Below are 21011 nucleotides of genomic sequence, written 5' to 3' on the forward strand. Positions count from 1 at the left end.
AATTGCGTTAAATATCGCAACGTTAAAATGTAATTTAAAAGGCTGTTTTCTAAAAGATTGTTGTTTTTTTGGATTGTTATAAAAGCAACAAAGTATACGAAAACAATTTTTTAAAAAGAGAGGGAGAGGTTTGGATGCAGGGGCTAAAAGCTTTATTTAGTCATCAGGATGATGTCCAATCTGTTATTTCCGGAATGGATGCGGGGCTTAGGGAACAGCTTGTCGCCGGTCTGTCCGGTTCGGCAAGGACTGTCTTTTTAGCGGCAATATACGAACAGACAAAACGCCCCGTCCTGGTAGTGACGCATAATCTATTGCAGGCGCAAAAATTATACGATGATCTTGTTAACTTAGTAGGGGAAGATGAAGTCTATCTTTATCCGGCAAATGAATTGATTGCCGCAGAAATCAGTATCTCAAGCCCTGAGCTTAAAGCACAGCGGATAGAGGCTTTGAATCATTGGAGCAAAAAGAAATCAGGTATGGTCATCGTTCCAATGGCAGGCTTAAGAAAAGTATTGCCGCCAAAACAATTATGGTCAAAGTTCCAGATGACGTTCAAACTCGGGGAAGAAATCGACCTCGATGATGTACTCAATCGCTTTGTAAGCATGGGCTACACCAGAGCAGGAATGGTATCAGCACCAGGTGAGTTCAGTGTCAGGGGCGGAATCATTGATATATACCCGCTGACTTCCGCTGACCCAATCAGGATTGAGCTGTTTGATGCGGAGGTTGATTCGATCAGGACGTTTTCTCTCGAAGATCAGCGTTCAAAGGAAAAAATGAAATCGGTTTTAATTGGACCAGCGACAGAAATCCCACTGGAAAATGAACAGCTGGACCGACTCATTACAGGTATAGAAGCTGGCCTTTCAAACAGCCTGAAAAAGCTGAAGGATGATAAGGCTAAGACACTTATGGCACAGAACATCGGCTATGAACTTGAGCAGCTAAGAAATGGGCAGAAACCGGATCAAGTTTTCAAGTACTTATCGGTCGCTTATGAGAAGCCTCAAAGTTTAATAGATTACTTGCCATCAGGCGGCTTTCTGTTTGTGGATGAAATAAGCAGGGTGCAGGAAATGAATGAATCACTGAACAAGGAGGAAGCGGAATGGTACACGAGCCTTCTTGGAGAAGGGCAAATCATCCATGATCTTAAGATTTCACACCATCTTCCTGAACTGCTGAGCAAATCTGCGAATCCGATTGTTTATTTATCCTTGTTTTTAAGGCATGTTCCTAACACAAGCCCGCAAAATATCATTAACATCTCGTGCAAACCTATGCAAAGCTTCCACGGGCAAATGCATGTACTGAAGGCTGAAATTGATCGCTGGCGCAAAGGGAATTATGCGGTGATTTGCCTTGGTCCGGATGATGAGAGAGTCAAAAAGCTTGAGCGGGTGCTCGAGGATTATGAAATAGATGCGGTCAGGTCTAATAGCAAGCAGGAAATACTGCCGGGAAAAGTCCAAATAATCCAGGGCAGCCTGAATACGGGTTTTGAGTTCCCAATCCAGAAGATTGCGTTGATTACGGAAGAGGAACTCTTTAATAAAAAGACGAAAAAAGCTCCAAGGAGACAAAAGCTTTCAAATGCAGAGCGGATTAAAAGCTACTCTGAATTGAAGGTTGGCGACTATGTTGTCCATGTGAACCATGGAATCGGAAAATATTTGGGCATTGAAACGCTCGTAATAAACGGGGTGCATAAGGATTATCTGCATATTCGCTATCATGGAACAGATAAATTGTATGTGCCTGTCGAGCAAATTGATCTTGTACAGAAATATGTAGGATCTGAAGGCAAAGAGCCGAAGATTTACAAGCTGGGCGGCAGCGACTGGAAACGGGTTAAGAGCAAGGTTCAATCGTCTGTCCAGGATATTGCAGACGACCTCATCAAGCTGTATGCGGAACGAGAATCAAGCGTAGGCCATGCATTCTCTCCAGACGGTGAAATGCAGCGTGACTTTGAATCCTCCTTCCCATATCAGGAGACCGAGGATCAAATCCGTTCCATCCATGAAATCAAGCTGGATATGGAACGTGAACGGCCAATGGACCGCCTCCTATGCGGAGATGTCGGCTATGGTAAAACAGAAGTCGCAATCAGGGCGGCCTTCAAGGCAATTGCCGATGGCAAACAAGTAGCATTCCTTGTTCCAACAACGATCCTGGCACAACAGCATTATGAAACCTTAAGAGAAAGATATCAGGATTTCCCGATTAATATTGGCTTGCTGAGCAGGTTCAGGACAAGGAAACAGCAGACAGAAACAATCAAAGGCTTAAAGGCCGGAAGTGTTGATATTGTCGTTGGGACCCATCGATTATTATCGAAGGAAATTACCTACAGGGATCTTGGTCTTTTGATCATCGATGAAGAGCAGCGGTTCGGGGTAACGCATAAAGAGAAGATCAAGCAGCTAAAAACAAATGTAGATGTACTGACCTTGACTGCGACACCAATTCCAAGGACGCTGCATATGTCGATGCTAGGTGTCAGGGATTTATCAGTCATTGAGACACCGCCTGAAAACCGCTTCCCTGTCCAGACGTATGTGATGGAATACAACGGAGGACTTGTACGCGAAGCGATAGAACGTGAGCTTGCGAGGGACGGACAAGTATATTTCCTTTATAACCGGGTTGAGGACATCGAACGGAAAGCTGAAGAAATTTCCATGCTTGTTCCCGATGCAAGAGTTACCTTTGCGCACGGAAGAATGTCGGAAAATGAGCTGGAATCTGTCATGCTTGGATTCCTGGAAGGTGAGTTTGACGTTCTTGTGAGTACAACAATCATCGAAACAGGCGTTGATATTCCGAACGTGAACACACTGCTTGTCTATGATGCCGATAAAATGGGCTTATCCCAGCTATATCAGCTTAGAGGAAGGGTAGGGCGTTCGAACAGGGTCGCTTATGCCTATTTTACCTACCGCAAAGATAAGGTGCTTACTGAAGTTGCCGAAAAACGCCTTCAGGCGATTAAGGAGTTCACTGAGCTTGGGTCAGGTTTCAAAATTGCGATGCGCGACTTGTCGATCCGCGGAGCGGGAAATCTGCTAGGGGCTCAACAGCATGGCTTTATCGACTCAGTCGGTTTTGATTTATATTCGCAAATGCTTAAGGAAGCAATCGAAGAACGGAAGCCGGAGAAGGAGCAAGTGCGCAGGCCTTCCATCGAGATCGATCTTGAGCTGGATGCCTATATCCCTGACAGCTACATTTCTGATGGCCACCAAAAAATCGAAATGTATAAACGTTTCCGCGGAATCGATACTCTGAAGGATATCGAGGAATTAAAAGAAGAAATCATTGACAGGTATGGCGATTACCCTGAAGAGGTCGAAGCTTTGTTCAAGGTTGCCGAACTGAAGGTGTATGCAATAACTGCCGGTGTGGAATCAATAAAACAAGCTAAGCAGGATGTAAATATACTTTTAACAGAAGAAGGAAGCAGCAGGATTGACGGACAGAAAGTCTTTAAGGTCAGCAGCCAATACCGGAATGCTGTAGGGCTCGGAATGGAAGGCAAAAAGCTTAAGATGGTCATCCATACGAAACTCATCAAAAACGATCGCTGGTTTGATATTACTTTTGAAATGGTGAAGGGACTGCACGACTCCCAAAAAGAACAAGAGAACTCAGTATCGTAATCTTAGGGAAAAAACCTTGTAACGAAAATGTAAAACTGGAAAGTGTTTCAAAAAAGTAAGACAAGGGTAATTTTTGTTTATACGCTTTTGTTAGCTGGAAGGTTTATCCGTTTTTGGCATCTTTATCACTTCAGAGAAAATATTTTTAGAAGTGTATAGAACTTTCCATATGAAAGATACTAAGTTCAAACTTGGTAAGGATGATTAATAAAGGTTTAAATTGTCATTACCAAACAAAATAATCATCAGATGAAAGTGAGGCAACGTTGGATGAAAGCAACTGGTATTGTTCGTCGAATCGATGATTTAGGTCGTGTCGTCATTCCTAAAGAAATAAGAAGAACGCTGCGTATTCGTGAAGGAGATCCACTAGAAATTTTCGTGGACCGCGATGGTGAAGTCATCTTAAAGAAATATTCTCCAATCAGCGAGTTAAGCGATTTTGCAAAGGAATATGCAGAAGCGCTATATGACAGCTTAGGCAACCCGGTACTAATCTGCGATCGTGATACTTATATCGCATTGGCCGGAGGTTCAAAGAAAGACTACTTAAACAAAAACATCAGTGAACTTGTCGAAAAGACGATGGAAGACCGCAATTCCACTTTAGTAAACCAGCAAGCAAACATTGCGCTTGTTGAGGGCAATGAAGAACCTGTGTCGTCTTATACAATTGGGCCAATCATTGCGAACGGTGATCCGATCGGAGCCGTTATCATTTTCACTAAAGAGGGCTCACTAGGAGATGTTGAACAAAAAGCAGTTGAAACAGCTGCTGGCTTCCTGGCGAGACAGATGGAATCATAATCTAGATTCTGATATTGAACCGAAATTTTATCATTCCTTAAAGGGCAGCTGCCAAAGCTGCCCCTTTTCTTTTGGTTACATTTAATCTTAATCATACCGCGCAAGGCGCATCATTCACCTTATGTTATAATACTTTTTGATAATGGAATTGGAAGGAGATGGGCGATGAAGCCCGTTACAGATTCAAAAGATTTGGTTAAGGGAGCCATGATTTTGACATTGGCAGCCCTGGTTACAAAGATATTAAGCGCGATATACCGTGTCCCGTTTCAAAATATCGTCGGGGACATCGGTTTTTATATTTATCAGCAAGTCTATCCTTTTTATGGGATTGTCATGGTTTTATCTACATATGGTTTTCCTGTTGTCATTTCCAAGCTGTATACCGAGCAGCAGGCAAAGGGGAACAGCGGCCGGGCTGACAGGATGCTGGCAGTATCGTTTTTATTTTTAGGACTTGTAGGACTGCTGCTTTTTTCATTTTTTTACTTTGGTTCTGACTGGATTGCTGGAAAAATCGGTGATGCTGAGCTCGGTTTGCTGTTTAAGGTTGTATCAGTCCCATTCCTGATTTTCCCGGTTACATCCGTGTTCAGGGGTTATTTCCAGGGCAAGGGAAATATGGTGCCTACCGCTGTTTCTCAGGTATCTGAACAATTGATCCGTGTTGCAACGATCCTGATCCTGTCCGCATTGTTCATACAGCAAGGATACTCCTTATATGTTGCCGGAGCCGGTGCAGTATTCGGTTCGGTTACTGGGGGATTGATTTCGGCTGTTGTGCTGAGTTCCTTTTATCTAAAAAATAGGACAGATCATCCATTTAAACACTATCAGGCAAAGACTCTTTTGGCGGATTCGGCCTGGGTGATAAAAGCTCTGGTTGTACAGGGTTTTGCGATTAGCATTAGTGGCATGCTGTTAATATTGTTCCAGCTTGCAGACTCACTGAATATGTATACCTCCCTGCTGGAAATGGGTTTGGCAGGAGACGAGGCAAAATCGGCTAAAGGCATCTTTGACAGGGGCCAGCCTCTGATTCAGCTTGGTACAGTTGTGGCAACCTCGATGTCCTTGAGCCTTGTTCCGGCGATTTCAGCGGAAAAATTAAGGAATCGCACAGATGTGATCCTGCAGAAAATAAGACTTGCTCTTCAGACCAGTCTGCTTTTCGGGGCTGGTGCGGCCGCGGGGTTGTTCAGTATTATCGTCCCCGTCAACATCATGCTGTTTGAGAATGCTGAGGGCTCAAATGTCCTTGGAGTACTGAGTTTAATGATTCTGTTGGGATCGGTGATTTTAACGATTACCAGCATTCTACAAGGGCTTAATAAAACGATTTTTCCAGCGGTCGTTATTCTGGCTGGCTTTGGATTGAAATACGGCCTGAACATTATTTTTATCCCGAGAACAGGTGTGATGGGAGCTGCTTATGCCACGTTATTGGCCATGCTGATCATCTTGGTTATACTCGTGGCCCGGCTGAGAGCTGAAATGGGCAAACCGGTCCTATCCTTTGCATTTGTGGCAAAAATCCTTTTTTCCTCGGCTGTCATGAGTATTTTCCTTTATTTTTATTTGCAGATAACCGATTTTCTTTATCAATTTGTTGAACCAGACAGACTGGCTGCCATTTTCCAGGGGTTAAGCGCAGTTTTATTGGGGGCACTCGTGTATTTCATTGTTTTAATCAAAACAAAGGCTTTAAATGAAGAGGAATTATTGACCTTGCCGTTTGGCAGCAGGCTGGTTCAGCTATTTTTAAATAAGACAGGAGGCAGCAGGAAATGACAAAAAAGATTTCGATCATAGGGCTTGGCGCTGGTGACTTAGATCAGCTCCCCCTTGGAGTATATAAAAGATTAAAGCAGGAAAAAAACCTCTTTTTGAGGACAAAAGAACACCCGGTAGTGATAGAGCTTGAGCAGGAAGGGTTAGAATTTCAATCTTTTGATTCAGTCTATGAGAAACACGATCATTTTGCAGATGTGTATGAGGAAATTACTGAAGCCTTGCTTGCTGAAGCGGAAAAAGGACCAGTGACCTATGCTGTTCCGGGACATCCCCTGATTGCAGAGCGGACTGTTCAGCTTTTACTAGAAAGAGGGCCTGAAAGAAATACGGAAATCGAGATTGGCGGGGGACAGAGCTTCCTTGATGCCATGTTCCAGGCGCTGGCCATTGATCCGATTGAGGGATTCCAGCTGCTTGACGGTACAGAGCTGTCAAAGGAATCGCTGCTGTTGAATAGCCATACGATTATTGGACAGGTCTATGATTCCTTTGTAGCATCAGAGGTCAAGCTAACCCTCATGGAAAAATTGCCGGATGAATACGAAGTTTATATTGTGACAGCTGCAGGCAGCAAGGACGAAGTGATCAGGAAAGTGCCGTTATATGAAATGGACAGGGAAATGGAGTTGAGCAATTTAACCTCTGTTTATGTACCTCCTGTAGAAGAGGAACAGATTTTATACAAGGATTTTTCAAAGCTTCGTGGAATTATATCAATATTAAGGGGGCCGAACGGCTGTCCTTGGGATAAGAAGCAGACACATCAGTCTCTTAAAAAATATTTGATTGAAGAGGCGTATGAATTGATCGAGGCAATTGATAACGATGATATTGACCATATGATCGAAGAGCTCGGTGATGTGCTGCTGCAGGTCATGCTTCATGCCCAGATTGGCGAAGATGAAGGCTACTTCACCATTGAGGATGTCATTGAAGGTGTATCAGCGAAAATGGTCCGCAGACATCCACACGTTTTTGGCGATAAAACGGCTGAAAATGAAGAAGAAGTCATGAAAAATTGGCAGGAGATCAAGGAGCAGGAAAAGGGCGGTGCGGTAAAGTCTTTGCTTGAGGGTGCAGGCAAGGGTCTTCCAAATCTGCTGAAAGCATATGAGCTGCAAAAGGAAGCGGCCAAGGTAGGTTTTGACTGGGAAACTGTCGCGCCAATCCTTGATAAAGTGAAAGAAGAAATCGAGGAGCTTTCAGAGGAAATCATCCAAAAAGGCCAGCAGGAGGATATCCAGCTGGAATACGGGGATCTGCTGTTTGCGCTTGTCAATTTTGCGAGGCATTATGACATTAATCCGGAAGAGGCTTTATTCAAGGCAAATCAAAAGTTCATACGCCGTTTTGCCTACATCGAGAAAAGAGCCGAAGAAAACGGCAAATCAGTAAACAGCTATTCTCTAGAAGAACTTGATTCTTTTTGGAATGAAGCAAAGAAACAAGGTTTATAAAGGTAAATCGAACCAATAACGAAAAAGGGGTTTAGATACGATGAGGCTGGATAAATTTTTAAAAGTGTCAAGATTGATTAAAAGAAGAACATTGGCGAAGGAAGTGTCTGATCAGGGAAGGATTTCTGTTAATGGTGTTCCTGCCAAGGCGAGCACGAATGTAAAAGCGGGCGATGAGCTGGCAATCCGTTTTGGACAAAAGGTCGTTTCTGTAAAGATTGACCGCATACAGGAAACGTCCCGCAAGGATGAAGCCGCTGAGATGTATACGATGCTGGGCGAAGAAAGAATTCCGGGTGACGACGAAGAGTAAACCATGAATCGCCTGAAGGCTTGTTCTATTATCACTCTCTAAATCATAAACATGTACAAAAGTGCATTATGCGATTGTGAGGGGTAATGATGAGCCAATATTATGAAACAAACCAGACAAAAAGCAATTTGCCAGACCATGATTTAGTCATGAGAGGCAGGCGGACACTGGAGATTACAGGAGTAAAGCAAGTAGAAAGCTTCGATAATGAAGAGTTTTTATTAGAAACTGTAATGGGATTCCTGGCGATTAAAGGCCAGAACCTCCAGATGAAGAACCTGGATGTCGACAAGGGAATTGTATCAATCAAAGGAAAAATCTTTGACCTGGTCTATCTTGATGACCAGCATGGGGAGAAAGCTAAAGGCTTCTTTAGCAAGTTATTCCGATGACGCTGTCTACCCAATTTTTGACGATGCTCGCCATGATTGGGATGGGCAGCTTATTCGGAGCTTCACTTGATACGCATAACCGATTTTTAAAAAGGTCAAAGCGTAAGTCATGGATCGTCTTTATCAATGACATTCTATTTTGGCTATTGCAAGGGTTGTCGATTTTTTATATTTTGTTTTCCGTGAATATGGGGGAATTGCGCTTTTATATCTTCCTTGCTTTACTGTGTGGCTTTGCAGCGTACCAGAGCCTGTTTAAAAAGATCTATCTGAAGGTGCTGGAACGGGCTATTTCCATCACAATCAGTGTTTATGTGTTTTTTGTGAAGGCAATCCGATTGCTGATCATACGGCCTCTGCAGTTTCTGGCCGCAACCGTTTTATCGCTGCTGATCTTGGCGGGAAGAGGCCTTTATGCTCTTGTAAAATGGCTTCTTGCCGTTTTATTATGGGTGTTGAAACTCCTCTGGAAACCGATACAGTTACTTTTCTTACTTTTTTGGAAACTTTTGCCGAAAAAGATTAAAAAAAGCGTCGAGAAGTTATATAATAAATTGGCAGGATTTCTAATCCTAGTAAAGAATTATTCTATAATGCCGATAAAATGGTTGAAGAAATTTAAAAAATAATTGTAAGGAGGACTGCGGGGAATGAGTGTCATCAGGAAACGGAATATATCTAAGATTGAAAACCAGTATGTGCAGCAGCGTGAAATAGCAGGGATTGCGGAAAGCAGGAAGCGAAAGCTGCTATTCAGGCGCCTCGCGGTCTTTGCCCTTTTCGCATCAGTAATCTCTTATTTAATGATCTCGACTTTCATTTCACAGTCTGCCTCACTTGAAAATAAGAAGGCAGAAAAAGAACATCTTGAGAAGAAATTGGCAAGCTTGGAAAAGAAGCAAGAGATCCTTGATGAAGAAATAGTCAAGCTTAATGACGATGAATACATAGCTAAGCTTGCTCGCAAAGAATATTTCTTATCGGAAAAAAATGAAATTATCTTCAACCTTCCTAAAGATAAAAAGGACTCCCAAGATTCGCCTTATTGACACTCTTTTTTTATATTCTGTATAATATATAGTAAGTTTGATTTTTTATATCTTTAAGGAGGCAAAACTTTTTTATGTCAATCGAAGTAGGCAGCAAGCTACAGGGTAAAGTAACAGGTATTACAAATTTCGGGGCGTTTGTGGAACTGCCAGGCGGCTCAACTGGACTCGTCCATATCAGTGAGGTAGCTGACAATTATGTCAAGGACATCAATGACCACCTCAAAGTAGGCGACCAGGTTGAAGTGAAAGTCATCAATGTTGAAAAAGACGGCAAAATTGGTTTATCTATTAAGAAGGCAGTAGACAGGCCAGAAAGACCTGAAAGACCTGCAAGACCAGAAAGATCTGAATCAAGGCCGTACACTCAACGTCCGCGTGGTGGAAGACCAAACGACAATCGGAACGCCCGTCCTGAAAATTTCGAAACAAAAATGGCGAAATTTTTAAAGGACAGTGAAGACCGTCTTTCTACTCTAAAACGTGCAACTGAATCTAAGCGCGGTGGAAGAGGAGCTAGAAGAGGTTAACTTGCTGCTAAGTGAACATATATAAATAGCAGGTAATTGCTATATCAAGACAAGTCTTTCGGGGCTTGTCTTTTTTATTTTTGTAGGCTGTGTGTTAAATAATACTCCTGGTACTCGCGCTCCTTGCTTCCAGTGAAATGGCAAACGTAGAAATTATGAATGATTTTGTAGAGAAAATCCTTAGTACCGTAGAAATTATTAAGATAAACGTAGAGATTGAGCCATTTTTCGTAGAATTAATTCAAATTTCGTAGAGATTATTTTAATTTACGAAATGATCTATCTAATTCGGCAAGAGCTAACTCTACTTTTCGAAGGAGAACAATTTAATTTGCAAAGTGATCATTCAAATTGCGAAAAGATGGGAGAAATTAGACTTTCATACAGTCTGTTTTTACAGATTCAGTATAAATCTCTATTTATTTATAGCAATAGATAACAAAAAAACTCGCTCCCTTATAAAAAGGAACGAGTTTTTTACATTGGATGACCCCTACGGGATTCGAACCCGTGTTACCGCCGTGAAAGGGCGGTGTCTTAACCGCTTGACCAAGGGGCCGAAATTTAATTTGGTTTCTTCAAATGTCCAGCTTCGGCTCCTAGCTCCTCGAGTCGCTTCGGTCCGGCCGATGAAGTCAAAGAACGACTTCACCTGCCGGCCCTCCAGCGCTTGTCGGAGCTAAGCAGTCGCCTACGCTTTTCTTTAGTAGCGGCGGAGGGGATCGAACCCCCGACCTTACGGGTATGAACCGTACGCTCTAGCCAGCTGAGCTACACCGCCATGATTGTGTGTTTTGAGGCACAAGAAATATAATACATAGATATTAAAATAGTGTCAATGGATTTTTAAAAGAAAAGTAGAAAATATTGATAGGAAAATATTAGGGCGATGTGCTTATGGGTGTGGTTATATTAGGCCGTAGGCAGGAGAATAACGAGTTTATTCGAGGAAAAGCATTGTTTACGGGGAAATGAGTCGAACGAAACTTTTATGCTTGTCCTTGTTTTTGACAAACTTCTGTATGGCTCCCTTTTATAATAATTTGCAACGATAAAAAAACGGGGAGTGTATTTAATGCAAAAGGTAGAAAGGAACATGATGGAACCGATCAGTGAAGTTCATCTCGAGGAATCACGATTCAGGTTTGCGAAAGGCATGGCGAAGCTGCAATCCAAAATCGAAAACCTTTTTCTGAAAAAAGGGTATATATTTCTGTTTATTGGATTTTTGCTTGGCAGGGCCTTGATACTTGCACAGTTGACCCCTTTTAGCCTTCCATTTTTTGCTGCCGTTTATTTGATCCGGAAAGATCGTGCGCCAATCGCGTTGTTTGGTCTGGTGGCTGGTGCGGCGACTTTATCACTCGGTGCTGCGGTTTTTACCTTTAGTTCGGTATTCTTATTTTTGCTGATCTACCGATTGACGAAAAAATGGATCCATAATGACCTGAAGGTTTTGCCTTTTTATATATTTTCTACTATTTTGATAGGCAAAATGTTAAAAGCTCTTATTTTATCCGGTCATATTACTATTTATGAAGGAATGATGGCTGGTGTCGAAGCCGGCTTGAGCCTTGTATTAACCTTCATCTTTCTGCAAAGCATTCCATTAATGACAATCAGCAAACGGAAACAATCCCTAAAAACAGAAGAAATTGTTTGTTTGATCATTATGCTGGCCTCCGTCATGACAGGAACAATTGGCTGGACAGTTTATGATATGTCAGTAGAACACGTTATGTCTCGCTATTTAGTCCTGATCTTTTCCTTTGTTGCCGGGGCAACGGTTGGATCAACGGTGGGCGTCGTGACCGGATTGATTTTCAGCCTTGCGAACGTTTCGAGCTTTTACCATATGAGCCTGCTTGCATTCTCAGGATTATTAGGCGGTCTTTTAAAAGAAGGGAAAAAGCCTGGTGTAGCATTGGGATTATTCATTGCAACAATGCTGATTGGCATGTATGGCGAAGGTGGCGGTGCACTTAGCAAAACAGTGATGGAATCGGCTTCGGCTGTCCTCTTGTTTTTACTGACTCCCCAATCTCTTACTTCCAGAATAGCAAAATACATCCCTGGCACGCCCGAGTATTCAGCAGAGCAGCAGCAATACATGAGAAAGATGAGAGATGTAACAGCACAGCGGGTAGTCCAGTTTTCGAATGTATTTGAAGCACTTTCTAAAAGCTTCTCAAACTTGCAGGTACAGGATGAAACGACCGAGACAGACCGCGATATGGATTATTTCTTAAGCAATGTAACGGAAAAAACATGCCAGACCTGCTTTAAGAAAGACCATTGCTGGACAAGGAACTTTAATACAACCTATGACTATATGAGCGAAATTATGCAGGAGATGGACCAAAATTCAGGCGTCGTCCCACAAAAACTTTCCCGTGAATGGGACAAGCATTGTACGCGTTCAAAAAAGGTAATGGAAATCATGCAGCAGCAGCTGACCTATTATCAGGCAAACAGGAAGCTTAAGAAACAGGTACAGGAAAGCAGGAGACTGGTGGCGGATCAATTGTTAGGAGTATCCGAGGTAATGGGGGATTTCGCGAAGGAAATCCAGCGTGAGCGCGAAAACCACTCCAAACAGGAGGAACAGATCCTTGAAGCGCTTCAGGAATTTGGCATCCATATTGAGCATGTTGAAATTTACAGCCTTGAACAGGGGAATGTCGATATCGACATGACGATCCCGTATTGCCAGGGGCACGGCGAGTGCGAAAAACTGATTGCGCCTATGCTGTCAGATATCCTTAAAGAAAATATCGTAGTTAATTCAGAAGAGTGCTCGACTTTTCCAAACGGCTTTTGTCATGTGACATTCCGCTCTGCTAAAGCTTTTACTGTTTTAACAGGAGTGGCACATGCGGCAAAGGATGGCGACCTTGTATCTGGTGACAGCTATTCGACGATCGAGCTTAGCGGCGGAAAATATGCCATCGCGATCAGTGATGGAATGGGCAATGGAGAAAGAGCGCATTCAGAGAGCAGGGATACATTGCTATTATTGCAGCAAATCCTGCAGTCTGGTATTGAGGAGAAGGTAGCGATAAAATCGGTAAATTCGATTTTATCGCTCAGGACGACAGATGAAATCTTTTCAACTCTTGACCTTGTGATGGTCGATCTGCAAAATGCATCAGCGCGGTTCCTGAAGATAGGTTCGACACCAAGCTTCATCAAGCGGGGCGGTAAAATTATGAAAGTCCAGGCCAGCAATCTTCCGATGGGCATCCTGCAGGAGTTTGAAGTGGACGTAGTCGGTGAGCAGCTAAAGGCCGGGGATTTGCTGATCATGATGAGCGATGGCGTCTTTGAAGGGCCGAAGCATGTCGAGAATTATGATTTGTGGATGAAACGGAAAATCAATGAACTCCAGACTGATGACCCTCAGGCGATTGCTGATTTGATCATGGAAGAAGTGATCCGATCCCGCGGAGGTTCGATTGAGGACGACATGACGGTAGTTGTAGCGAAAATCGATCACAATATTCCTAAATGGGCCTCGATACCCGTGTCGAATTATCAAAAAAGAGCATAACTGCTATTTTGAGCATTAACCTGGTCTTTTATGTATATTTCCTTCTCGCCTCGTCGACAATGGTAACAAATTTATCTATGAGAGGAGATTATCATGAAGACAGGTACAATCAGGCAAATATTGCTTATAACTGATGGCTGTTCAAACCAGGGGGAAGATCCAATCGCGATGTCTGCTCTGGCAAAGGAACAGGGGATTACCGTTAATGTGATTGGTGTTATGGAGCAGGATGTGATAGATGACCAGGGCATGAAAGAAATAGAAGGGATCGCCCTCTCCGGCGGTGGTGTAAGCCAAATCGTTTACTCACAGCAGCTTTCGCAGACGGTACAGATGGTAACAAGGAAAGCGATGACCCAGACTCTCCAGGGAGTTGTAAACAAGGAACTTCAGCAAATATTGGGCGGAGGAAGAACGGTCGAAGATCTTCCGCCTGAAAAGCGCGGTGAAGTCATGGAGGTTGTGGATGAATTAGGAGAGACTGTCGAACTCGAAGTGTTGATTCTTGTCGATACGAGTGCGAGCATGAAGCATAAGCTGCCGACAGTAAAAGAAGCCTTGCTGGACCTGAGTTTAAGCCTTAATGCACGTTCGGGAGACAATCGTTTCTCAGTTTTTGTATTTCCCGGGAAAAGAAATGATGTCGAAAAATTGCTGGATTGGACTCCAAAGCTCGAATCCCTTACCAGCATATTTGCCAAACTGACCACTGGAGGAATTACACCAACAGGACCAGCGCTAAATGAAGCACTTTCTTATTTTAATAAAAAAAGATCTTTAAGGAGCCTTCTGTCCCGTGATGATGAATCCTTCTTTGAAGAATCTGTGTAAAGTCATTCCCGGAACGATCATCCAGGGGAAATGGCATCACAATCGATATACGATTATTAAGGAACTTGGTTTTGGAGCAAATGGGATCGTCTATCTAGCAAGGCACAACAATACACAAGTCGCACTTAAAATGAGTGACAACGGCATGTCGATCACATCAGAGGTCAATGTGTTAAAATCTTTTGCCAAGGTCCAGGGATCTGCCCTCGGACCTTCTTTGCTGGATGTAGATGATTGGGAGCGGCCGGGGAAGTTCGTCAGCTTCTATGTAATGGAGTTTATCAAGGGGCCAGATTTCCTTGCGTTCCTGCAGCAGAAGGGATCTGACTGGAAAGAAGTCATGATCCTGCAGCTATTGGCGGACCTGCAGGTTTTGCATGAAAACGGCTGGGTGTTTGGAGACTTGAAGCCAGACAATTTAATAGTTACAGGACCGCCAGCGAGAATTCGCTGTATCGATGTGGGAGGAACGACTTTGCAAGGGCGGTCTATCAAAGAGTTCACCGAATTCTTTGATAGGGGGTATTGGGGGTTAGGAAGCCGGAAAGCAGATCCGTGCTATGACCTTTTCGCCGTGGGGATGATTATGGTCAATACAGCCTACCCAAAAAGGTTTACCAAAACAACCGGCGGACTGAACGAAATCATGGGCAAGGTAAAGCAAAGCCCTGAGCTGAAGAGGTATGAAAATGTAATAGCCAACGCATTGACTGGCAAATACCAATCAGCACGGCAGATGAGGGAAGAAATCTTACAACTCAGGCAGCCGAAAGCGGATTCCAGAAGCAGTCGATATCAGCAAAAGACATCTACAGCAAACCAGGGTCCACAAACAAAAACAAGTACAAAGAAAAGTCATCATACGAACACGAATATTCCTCCTGTGAACGCAACAGCACTTCAGCAAACACGCAAAGGCTATAACAAGAAAAAGAAGAAATCTTCAGCGTTAGAAACACTGACAATTATCATCATTATATCGGTCCTGTATTTTATTTATATTTATAGCCAGATTACATAGATTTTTTGAAACCTTTCACCGTTCTGTACGTAGATAAGGAATAGTTTCCGTTCTTATGCGCTTTAGTTTTTGATAATAAAGGTGTAAAAGTGTTAAGCTGAAAAAGTCAATTAGAAGATTAATGGGTTGCCGGCATGGGTATAGACTTAAACCGGCGATACCTGTAAGGAAGTACTGAGATGATTGAATCGAAGGTTAATGCTTTTCTGGAAAGGCATTGTTTTCAGCTGCATAATAAAGCGATTGCTGTAGGGATTTCCGGTGGACCTGACTCACTCGCCCTGCTTCATTACTTGTGGACGCAGCGCGTGAAATGGTCTTTGGAAATCGTTGCGGTCCATGTAGACCATATGTTCCGAGGGGAAGAATCCTATCAGGATGCCCTGTTTGTAAAGGACTTTTGTGAGGAACATGGAATTTCCTTCGAAATGAAAAGGGTGGATGTTCCTGCGTATATCCAGAAGACAGGAATGAGCTCCCAACAGGCAGCACGCGAATGCCGCTACCAATTTTTCGAGGAAGTGATGGAAAAGCATCATCTGCAATATCTTGCATTGGGACACCATGGCGATGACCAGGTTGAAACAGTGTTGATGAGACTGACACGAGGCAGTTCCGGAAAAGCCCGGGCCGGAATACCTTTTTCGCGTGGATTTGGCAAAAGGCAGATTTTCCGTCCTTTTCTCTGTTTAACGAAAGAGGAGCTTGAAGAGTATTGCAGGATGAATCATCTTGAACCGAGAATAGATCCAAGCAACGCAAAGGAATACTACAGCAGGAACCGCTTCAGAAAAAGTGTTTTGCCATTTTTAAAGGAAGAGAATCCGGCTGTACATGAGCACTTTCAGCGTTTTAGTGAAGAATTGCAGATGGATGAAGAATATCTTGTTGAATTAACAAAGGAAAAATTGAATAAAGTAATGAAGAAAGAGGACAGTGGAATAACAATTGATATTAGTTCATTTGAGCGAATGCCAATGCCTTTACAAAGAAGAGGGATTAAACTAATATTAAATTATCTCTACAAAGATCGACCTGCTTCTCTTTCCGCTATACATATTGAAAAGATTTTTTCAATAATTCGCAATCCCCATCCATCAGGAACTCTTGATTTCCCCAGCGGTTTAAGAATCATACGATCGTATGGAAATTGCCACTTTCAATTGAATCCACCTGAAAGGCATAATTATTGTTTCGAACTATTTGGAACAGATAACGTGATATTGCCGAACGGTGATGTGATTGAGGCTCAATTGCTCAATGATGTTTCGGGTGTAGATGCTTCCATGAATCGTTTTATCATTGACATGGAGCAATCAGGCATTCCGCTGATCATTCGAAACAGGCAGAATGGCGACCGGATGACATTGAAAGGGATGGCGGGTTCAAAGAAGGTTAAGGATATTTTTATCGATTTGAAAATTCCTTTGGCTCAAAGAGATGAGTGGCCGATTGTGACAGATCGCGAAGGCAGGATTCTTTGGCTTCCGGGCCTGAAAAAATCCAGCCACGAAGCATGTGAAAAAGGAAACACGTTATTACTATTAACTTATATAAAGCAATGATATCTTCCAGGGGGCACAATAATCATGAAAAATGATATTGAAAAAGTACTTTTTACAGAAGAAGAACTTCAGGAACAAACGAAAAAGCTGGCGGCTCAGTTAACTGAGGAATACAAAGACCGCTTTCCGCTGGCAATCGGCGTCCTTAAAGGGGCAATGCCTTTTATGGGGGATTTGCTGAAGCGAATCGATGCATATCTTGAAATGGATTTCATGGATGTATCTAGCTACGGCAACTCAACTGTATCATCTGGTGAGGTAAAGATCCTGAAGGATTTGGATACATCAGTTGAAGGAAGAGACATCCTGATCATCGAAGACATCATCGACAGTGGCTTGACGCTAAGTTACCTGGTTGAACTTTTCCGATACCGTAAGGCGAAGACCATCAAGATCGTCACTCTATTGGATAAACCAACAGGAAGAAAAGCGGATATTCAGGCAGATTATGTTGGATTCATCGTCCCTGATGAGTTCGTAGTCGGATATGGCCTTGATTATGCTGAAAAATACCGCAACCTGCCATACATCGGAGTATTGAAGCCGGAAGTCTATACAAAATAAACGGTTACAAGGCTTGCTGAGAAATAGACGTTTTCAAAACAACTAAATATTCTGAATGTCAATTTCTTGTATTAGCAATATTTACTATGATACTATTTAATATAGTTTGTCTACCGTGGGAGGAGGTAAGGGATGAATCGGATCTTCCGTAATACCATCTTTTATTTATTGATATTTTTAGTCATTATTGGGGTAGTAAGTTTCTTTAATGGAAACAACGAACCAACTGAACAAATCACTTACGATAAATTCATACAGCAGTTGGAAGCAGGTAATGTCGATGGGAAGTTATCATTGCAGCCTGAACGCGGTGTGTATGAGGTAAGAGGCCAGCTTAAGGGTCAAAAAGAAGGTCAAGGCTTCATCACGTATGTATGGAACAATCCAGAAACATTAAACCGAATTGAGCAAGCAGCTGCTAACGCTGATGTGGAAATCAAGCCGGCCAAGGAAACAAGTGGATGGGTAACATTCTTTACATCGATTATTCCTTTCATCATTATTTTTATCCTGTTCTTCTTCTTATTGAACCAGGCGCAGGGCGGCGGCAGCCGAGTGATGAATTTCGGAAAAAGCAAAGCCAAGCTTTACAATGAAGAGAAGAAGAAAGTCCGCTTTAAAGATGTTGCGGGTGCAGATGAAGAAAAGCAAGAACTGGTCGAGGTTGTTGAGTTCCTGAAAGACCCTCGTAAGTTCGCTGAACTTGGAGCGCGCATACCAAAAGGTGTTCTTTTGGTCGGACCTCCGGGTACAGGTAAAACATTGCTTGCACGTGCTGTTGCAGGGGAAGCGGGAGTACCATTCTTCTCCATCAGTGGTTCCGACTTTGTTGAAATGTTTGTCGGTGTCGGTGCATCGCGTGTCCGTGATCTATTTGAAACAGCTAAAAAGAATGCTCCATGTATCATATTCATAGATGAAATCGATGCTGTAGGCCGCCAGCGTGGCGCTGGTCTTGGCGGAGGGCACGATGAGCGTGAACAGACGCTCAACCAGCTTCTTGTAGAAATGGACGGTTTCGGTGCAAATGAAGGAATCATCATTGTCGCCGCTACTAACCGCCCTGACATTCTGGATCCGGCATTACTGCGTCCAGGACGTTTTGACCGCCAGATTACAGTTGACCGTCCGGATGTAACCGGCCGTGAAGCTGTCCTGAAGGTACATGCAAGAAACAAGCCGCTTGATGAGTCAGTAAACCTTAAGAGTATTGCTGCAAGAACTCCTGGTTTCTCTGGAGCGGACCTTGAAAATTTATTAAATGAAGCTGCACTTGTTGCAGCCCGCAGAAACAAAAAGAAAATTGACATGCTCGATCTTGACGAAGCGACAGACCGTGTCATTGCCGGTCCTGCAAAGAAGAGCCGTGTCATTTCCAAAAAAGAAAGAAATATTGTTGCTTTCCATGAAGCGGGCCATACAGTGATTGGGGTTGTCCTTGATGAAGCTGAAATGGTACACAAGGTAACGATTGTTCCTCGAGGACAGGCGGGCGGCTACGCTGTCATGCTCCCTAAGGAAGACCGTTACTTTATGACAAAGCCAGAGCTTCTTGATAAAATCACAGGATTACTTGGCGGCCGGGTTGCTGAAGAAATCGTCTTTGGCGAAGTCAGCACTGGTGCACACAATGACTTCCAGCGTGCTACTGGCATCGCACGGAAAATGGTGACTGAATTCGGTATGAGCGACAAGCTTGGACCATTACAGTTTGGCCAGGCACAGGGTCAGGTTTTCCTTGGCCGTGACTTGAATAATGAGCAAAACTATTCTGATGCGATTGCATACGAAATCGATCTTGAAATTCAGAGCATCATTAAAGGATGTTATCAAAGAGCGAAAGACCTTCTTACAGAGCATCGCGACAAACTGGATTTGATTGCGAATACTTTGCTAGAGATTGAAACTCTCGATGCTGATCAAATCAAGAACTTGGTTGACCACGGACGTCTCCCTGACCGCAATGTCAGCATTGCGAAGGATGATATGAAGGTGACAATCAACACGAAAAAAGAGGAAATGCCAGCAATCGAAGAGACTGACAAGAACATTGACTCAGTCCTGGAAGATCCAAAGGCAATCGACGAAGAACGAAAAGAATAGATTTCCTGAAACAGGCGCTCTTTACGGAATGCCTGTTTTTTTATGGAGTAAAGAATTGAACAATTATGAAATGCAGAAGTTTAAGTAATACTTCAAACATAACTGATAATTTTTTAATAGGCTCTGTTATAGCTAAATGTTAATTGTTAAACTCTGTTGATTGTAGTGGAAGGCGCGTAGACTCCTCCGAAAATGCTAACGCATTTCCATCGTGCGTGGGCAGATTCGAGGAAGCTTTTCAGTGTCCAGCGGGCGCAGCTGGTCAGGTGAGACCCCGCAGGAGCGAAGCGACGAGGAGGCTCAGCGCCAGCCCCGCGGAAAGCGAAGCGCCTGGAACGAAAATCAACAGCCTAGTTTTACAGAGCCTTTTAATAAATCAAGATATGTAAAGGCTAAACATTATTTTTAAACCTGTTGTTTGGAGCGGAAATCAACAGTTCAGGTTAACAGGGCCCAAAAACAATGTCAGTTTACTTTATTTAGTTGTTTTTTGTTGATTATGTTATGATATTTTCAGTATGGATTCAGATAAACTATTAATAAGTTGGTGAATAGCTTGATTTTTGTTTTTGATGTCGGAAATACAAATATCGTGTTAGGTGTATATGATCAGGAAGAGTTAAAACACCATTGGAGAATAGAAACGAACCGCCACAGAACAGAAGATGAATTTGGCATGATCGTCAAAAATCTTTTCGACCATGTTCAGCTTTCTTTTTCAGATATAGATGGGATTATCATTTCTTCAGTTGTTCCGCCAATCATGTTCTCACTTGAGAGAATGTGCCAAAAGTACTTCCATATAAAGCCTTTGGTTGTCGGCCCTGGCATAAAAACGGGTCTCGACATAAAATATGAAAACCCGCGTGAAGTGGGAGCTGACCGGATTGTCAATGCTGTTGCCGCCATCCATGAATATGGAAGTCCGCTGATTATTGTTGATTTCGGCACAGCGACAACTTACTGTTACATCAATGAACATAATCAATATATGGGCGGTGCGATTGCTCCTGGAATCGGCATTTCTACAGAGGCACTATATTCGAGAGCCGCAAAGCTGCCGCGAATTGAAATCAGCAGGCCTGACGATGTCATCGGCAAAAACACTGTTTCAGCGATGCAAGCAGGGATTCTCTATGGATATGTTGGTCAGGTAGAGGGAATAGTTAAACGGATGAAAGACAAAAGTGCAGTCCCTCCTAAAGTAGTCGCTACGGGCGGCCTGGCGAACCTGATTGCCCAGGAATCAAATGTAATTGAAATTGTGGATCCATTTTTAACATTAAAGGGACTGCAGCTAATTTATAAACGCAATATGGAAAACCCAAAAACCATTTAAATGAGTATACAGCATGAAGGGGGTA

16 protein-coding genes and 2 tRNA genes are annotated in these 21011 nt (G+C 43.0%); 16 read left to right on the forward strand and 2 right to left on the reverse strand.

Going from position 1 to position 21011, the window contains the following annotated elements; all coding sequences use genetic code 11:
* Positions 1 to 134: 134 nt before the first annotated feature.
* The 9 genes from mfd to AABM38_RS00375 all read left to right on the forward strand — a co-directional run bounded on the left by mfd (position 135) and on the right by AABM38_RS00375 (position 10013).
* Positions 135 to 3671, forward strand: a complete 3537-nt coding sequence (gene mfd, locus AABM38_RS00335; RefSeq protein ID WP_423408680.1) for a transcription-repair coupling factor — start codon at positions 135 to 137, stop codon at positions 3669 to 3671.
* A gap of 270 nt (positions 3672 to 3941) precedes the next feature.
* On the forward strand, positions 3942 to 4478 hold the full coding sequence (gene spoVT, locus AABM38_RS00340) for a stage V sporulation protein T (RefSeq protein ID WP_207503236.1): 537 nt from the start codon (positions 3942 to 3944) through the stop codon (positions 4476 to 4478).
* A gap of 165 nt (positions 4479 to 4643) precedes the next feature.
* Positions 4644 to 6269 carry a putative polysaccharide biosynthesis protein gene (locus AABM38_RS00345; protein ID WP_423408681.1) on the forward strand — a complete coding sequence of 542 codons (1626 nt, stop codon included), beginning with the start codon at positions 4644 to 4646 and terminating at the stop codon, positions 6267 to 6269.
* Positions 6266 to 7729 (forward strand): nucleoside triphosphate pyrophosphohydrolase, encoded by a 1464-nt coding sequence (mazG, locus tag AABM38_RS00350; protein WP_423408682.1) that lies wholly within the window; start codon positions 6266 to 6268, stop codon positions 7727 to 7729. The genes AABM38_RS00345 and mazG overlap by 4 nt, the downstream gene beginning before the upstream one ends.
* A 40-nt stretch (positions 7730 to 7769) precedes the next feature.
* On the forward strand, positions 7770 to 8042 hold the full coding sequence (locus AABM38_RS00355; RefSeq protein ID WP_423408683.1) for an RNA-binding S4 domain-containing protein: 273 nt from the start codon (positions 7770 to 7772) through the stop codon (positions 8040 to 8042).
* Positions 8043 to 8131: 89 nt separating this feature from the next.
* Positions 8132 to 8434 (forward strand): sporulation protein YabP, encoded by a 303-nt coding sequence (gene yabP / locus AABM38_RS00360; RefSeq protein WP_214710346.1) that lies wholly within the window; start codon positions 8132 to 8134, stop codon positions 8432 to 8434.
* Complete coding sequence (yabQ, locus tag AABM38_RS00365; protein ID WP_423408684.1) at positions 8431 to 9063, forward strand: spore cortex biosynthesis protein YabQ; 633 nt, start codon at positions 8431 to 8433, stop codon at positions 9061 to 9063. The genes yabP and yabQ overlap by 4 nt, the downstream gene beginning before the upstream one ends.
* 21 nt (positions 9064 to 9084) lie before the next feature.
* Positions 9085 to 9483, forward strand: coding sequence for an FtsB family cell division protein (locus tag AABM38_RS00370; RefSeq protein WP_423408685.1), 399 nt, complete (start codon positions 9085 to 9087; stop codon positions 9481 to 9483).
* A 74-nt stretch (positions 9484 to 9557) separates the two neighbouring features.
* Complete coding sequence (locus tag AABM38_RS00375) at positions 9558 to 10013, forward strand: S1 domain-containing RNA-binding protein (protein ID WP_207503229.1); 456 nt, start codon at positions 9558 to 9560, stop codon at positions 10011 to 10013.
* 487 nt (positions 10014 to 10500) lie between these two features.
* Here the strand turns inward: AABM38_RS00375 and AABM38_RS00380 are convergent.
* Positions 10501 to 10572, reverse strand: a tRNA-Glu gene (locus AABM38_RS00380).
* A 148-nt stretch (positions 10573 to 10720) separates the two neighbouring features.
* A tRNA-Met gene (locus AABM38_RS00385) sits at positions 10721 to 10794 on the reverse strand.
* A gap of 294 nt (positions 10795 to 11088) precedes the next feature.
* Here AABM38_RS00385 and spoIIE point away from each other — a divergent pair.
* The 7 genes from spoIIE (at position 11089) to AABM38_RS00420 (ending at position 20986) form a co-directional block, all read left to right on the forward strand.
* Positions 11089 to 13563, forward strand: a complete 2475-nt coding sequence (spoIIE, locus tag AABM38_RS00390) for a stage II sporulation protein E (protein WP_423408686.1) — start codon at positions 11089 to 11091, stop codon at positions 13561 to 13563.
* A gap of 93 nt (positions 13564 to 13656) precedes the next feature.
* Positions 13657 to 14394 carry a VWA domain-containing protein gene (locus AABM38_RS00395; protein WP_423408687.1) on the forward strand — a complete coding sequence of 246 codons (738 nt, stop codon included), beginning with the start codon at positions 13657 to 13659 and terminating at the stop codon, positions 14392 to 14394.
* Positions 14363 to 15415 (forward strand): serine/threonine protein kinase, encoded by a 1053-nt coding sequence (locus tag AABM38_RS00400; RefSeq protein ID WP_423410616.1) that lies wholly within the window; start codon positions 14363 to 14365, stop codon positions 15413 to 15415. The genes AABM38_RS00395 and AABM38_RS00400 overlap by 32 nt, the downstream gene beginning before the upstream one ends.
* Positions 15416 to 15594: 179 nt before the next feature.
* Complete coding sequence (gene tilS / locus AABM38_RS00405) at positions 15595 to 16980, forward strand: tRNA lysidine(34) synthetase TilS (RefSeq protein WP_423408688.1); 1386 nt, start codon at positions 15595 to 15597, stop codon at positions 16978 to 16980.
* A gap of 24 nt (positions 16981 to 17004) precedes the next feature.
* Positions 17005 to 17544 carry a hypoxanthine phosphoribosyltransferase gene (gene hpt, locus AABM38_RS00410; protein ID WP_423408689.1) on the forward strand — a complete coding sequence of 180 codons (540 nt, stop codon included), beginning with the start codon at positions 17005 to 17007 and terminating at the stop codon, positions 17542 to 17544.
* Between the two features lie 132 nt (positions 17545 to 17676).
* Positions 17677 to 19647, forward strand: coding sequence for an ATP-dependent zinc metalloprotease FtsH (ftsH, locus tag AABM38_RS00415; RefSeq protein WP_423408690.1), 1971 nt, complete (start codon positions 17677 to 17679; stop codon positions 19645 to 19647).
* A gap of 556 nt (positions 19648 to 20203) precedes the next feature.
* Complete coding sequence (locus tag AABM38_RS00420) at positions 20204 to 20986, forward strand: type III pantothenate kinase (RefSeq protein WP_423408691.1); 783 nt, start codon at positions 20204 to 20206, stop codon at positions 20984 to 20986.
* Positions 20987 to 21011 lie beyond the last annotated feature (25 nt).

Source organism: Heyndrickxia sp. MSNUG, from assembly GCF_049532715.1.
Classification (GTDB): Bacteria; Bacillota; Bacilli; order Bacillales; family Cytobacillaceae; genus Mesobacillus.

Excerpts from the sequence above, each read along its gene's own strand:
- mfd (WP_423408680.1), top strand. The coding sequence starts at position 135 with ATGCAGGGGCTAAAAGCTTTATTTAGTCATCAGGATGATGTCCAATCT.
- spoVT (WP_207503236.1), top strand. The coding sequence starts at position 3,942 with ATGAAAGCAACTGGTATTGTTCGTCGAATCGATGATTTAGGTCGTGTC.
- AABM38_RS00345 (WP_423408681.1), top strand. The coding sequence starts at position 4,644 with ATGAAGCCCGTTACAGATTCAAAAGATTTGGTTAAGGGAGCCATGATT.
- mazG (WP_423408682.1), top strand. The coding sequence starts at position 6,266 with ATGACAAAAAAGATTTCGATCATAGGGCTTGGCGCTGGTGACTTAGAT.
- AABM38_RS00355 (WP_423408683.1), top strand. The coding sequence starts at position 7,770 with ATGAGGCTGGATAAATTTTTAAAAGTGTCAAGATTGATTAAAAGAAGA.
- yabP (WP_214710346.1), top strand. The coding sequence starts at position 8,132 with ATGAGCCAATATTATGAAACAAACCAGACAAAAAGCAATTTGCCAGAC.
- yabQ (WP_423408684.1), top strand. The coding sequence starts at position 8,431 with ATGACGCTGTCTACCCAATTTTTGACGATGCTCGCCATGATTGGGATG.
- AABM38_RS00370 (WP_423408685.1), top strand. The coding sequence starts at position 9,085 with ATGAGTGTCATCAGGAAACGGAATATATCTAAGATTGAAAACCAGTAT.
- AABM38_RS00375 (WP_207503229.1), top strand. The coding sequence starts at position 9,558 with ATGTCAATCGAAGTAGGCAGCAAGCTACAGGGTAAAGTAACAGGTATT.
- spoIIE (WP_423408686.1), top strand. The coding sequence starts at position 11,089 with ATGCAAAAGGTAGAAAGGAACATGATGGAACCGATCAGTGAAGTTCAT.
- AABM38_RS00395 (WP_423408687.1), top strand. The coding sequence starts at position 13,657 with ATGAAGACAGGTACAATCAGGCAAATATTGCTTATAACTGATGGCTGT.
- AABM38_RS00400 (WP_423410616.1), top strand. The coding sequence starts at position 14,363 with ATGATGAATCCTTCTTTGAAGAATCTGTGTAAAGTCATTCCCGGAACG.
- tilS (WP_423408688.1), top strand. The coding sequence starts at position 15,595 with ATGATTGAATCGAAGGTTAATGCTTTTCTGGAAAGGCATTGTTTTCAG.
- hpt (WP_423408689.1), top strand. The coding sequence starts at position 17,005 with ATGAAAAATGATATTGAAAAAGTACTTTTTACAGAAGAAGAACTTCAG.
- ftsH (WP_423408690.1), top strand. The coding sequence starts at position 17,677 with ATGAATCGGATCTTCCGTAATACCATCTTTTATTTATTGATATTTTTA.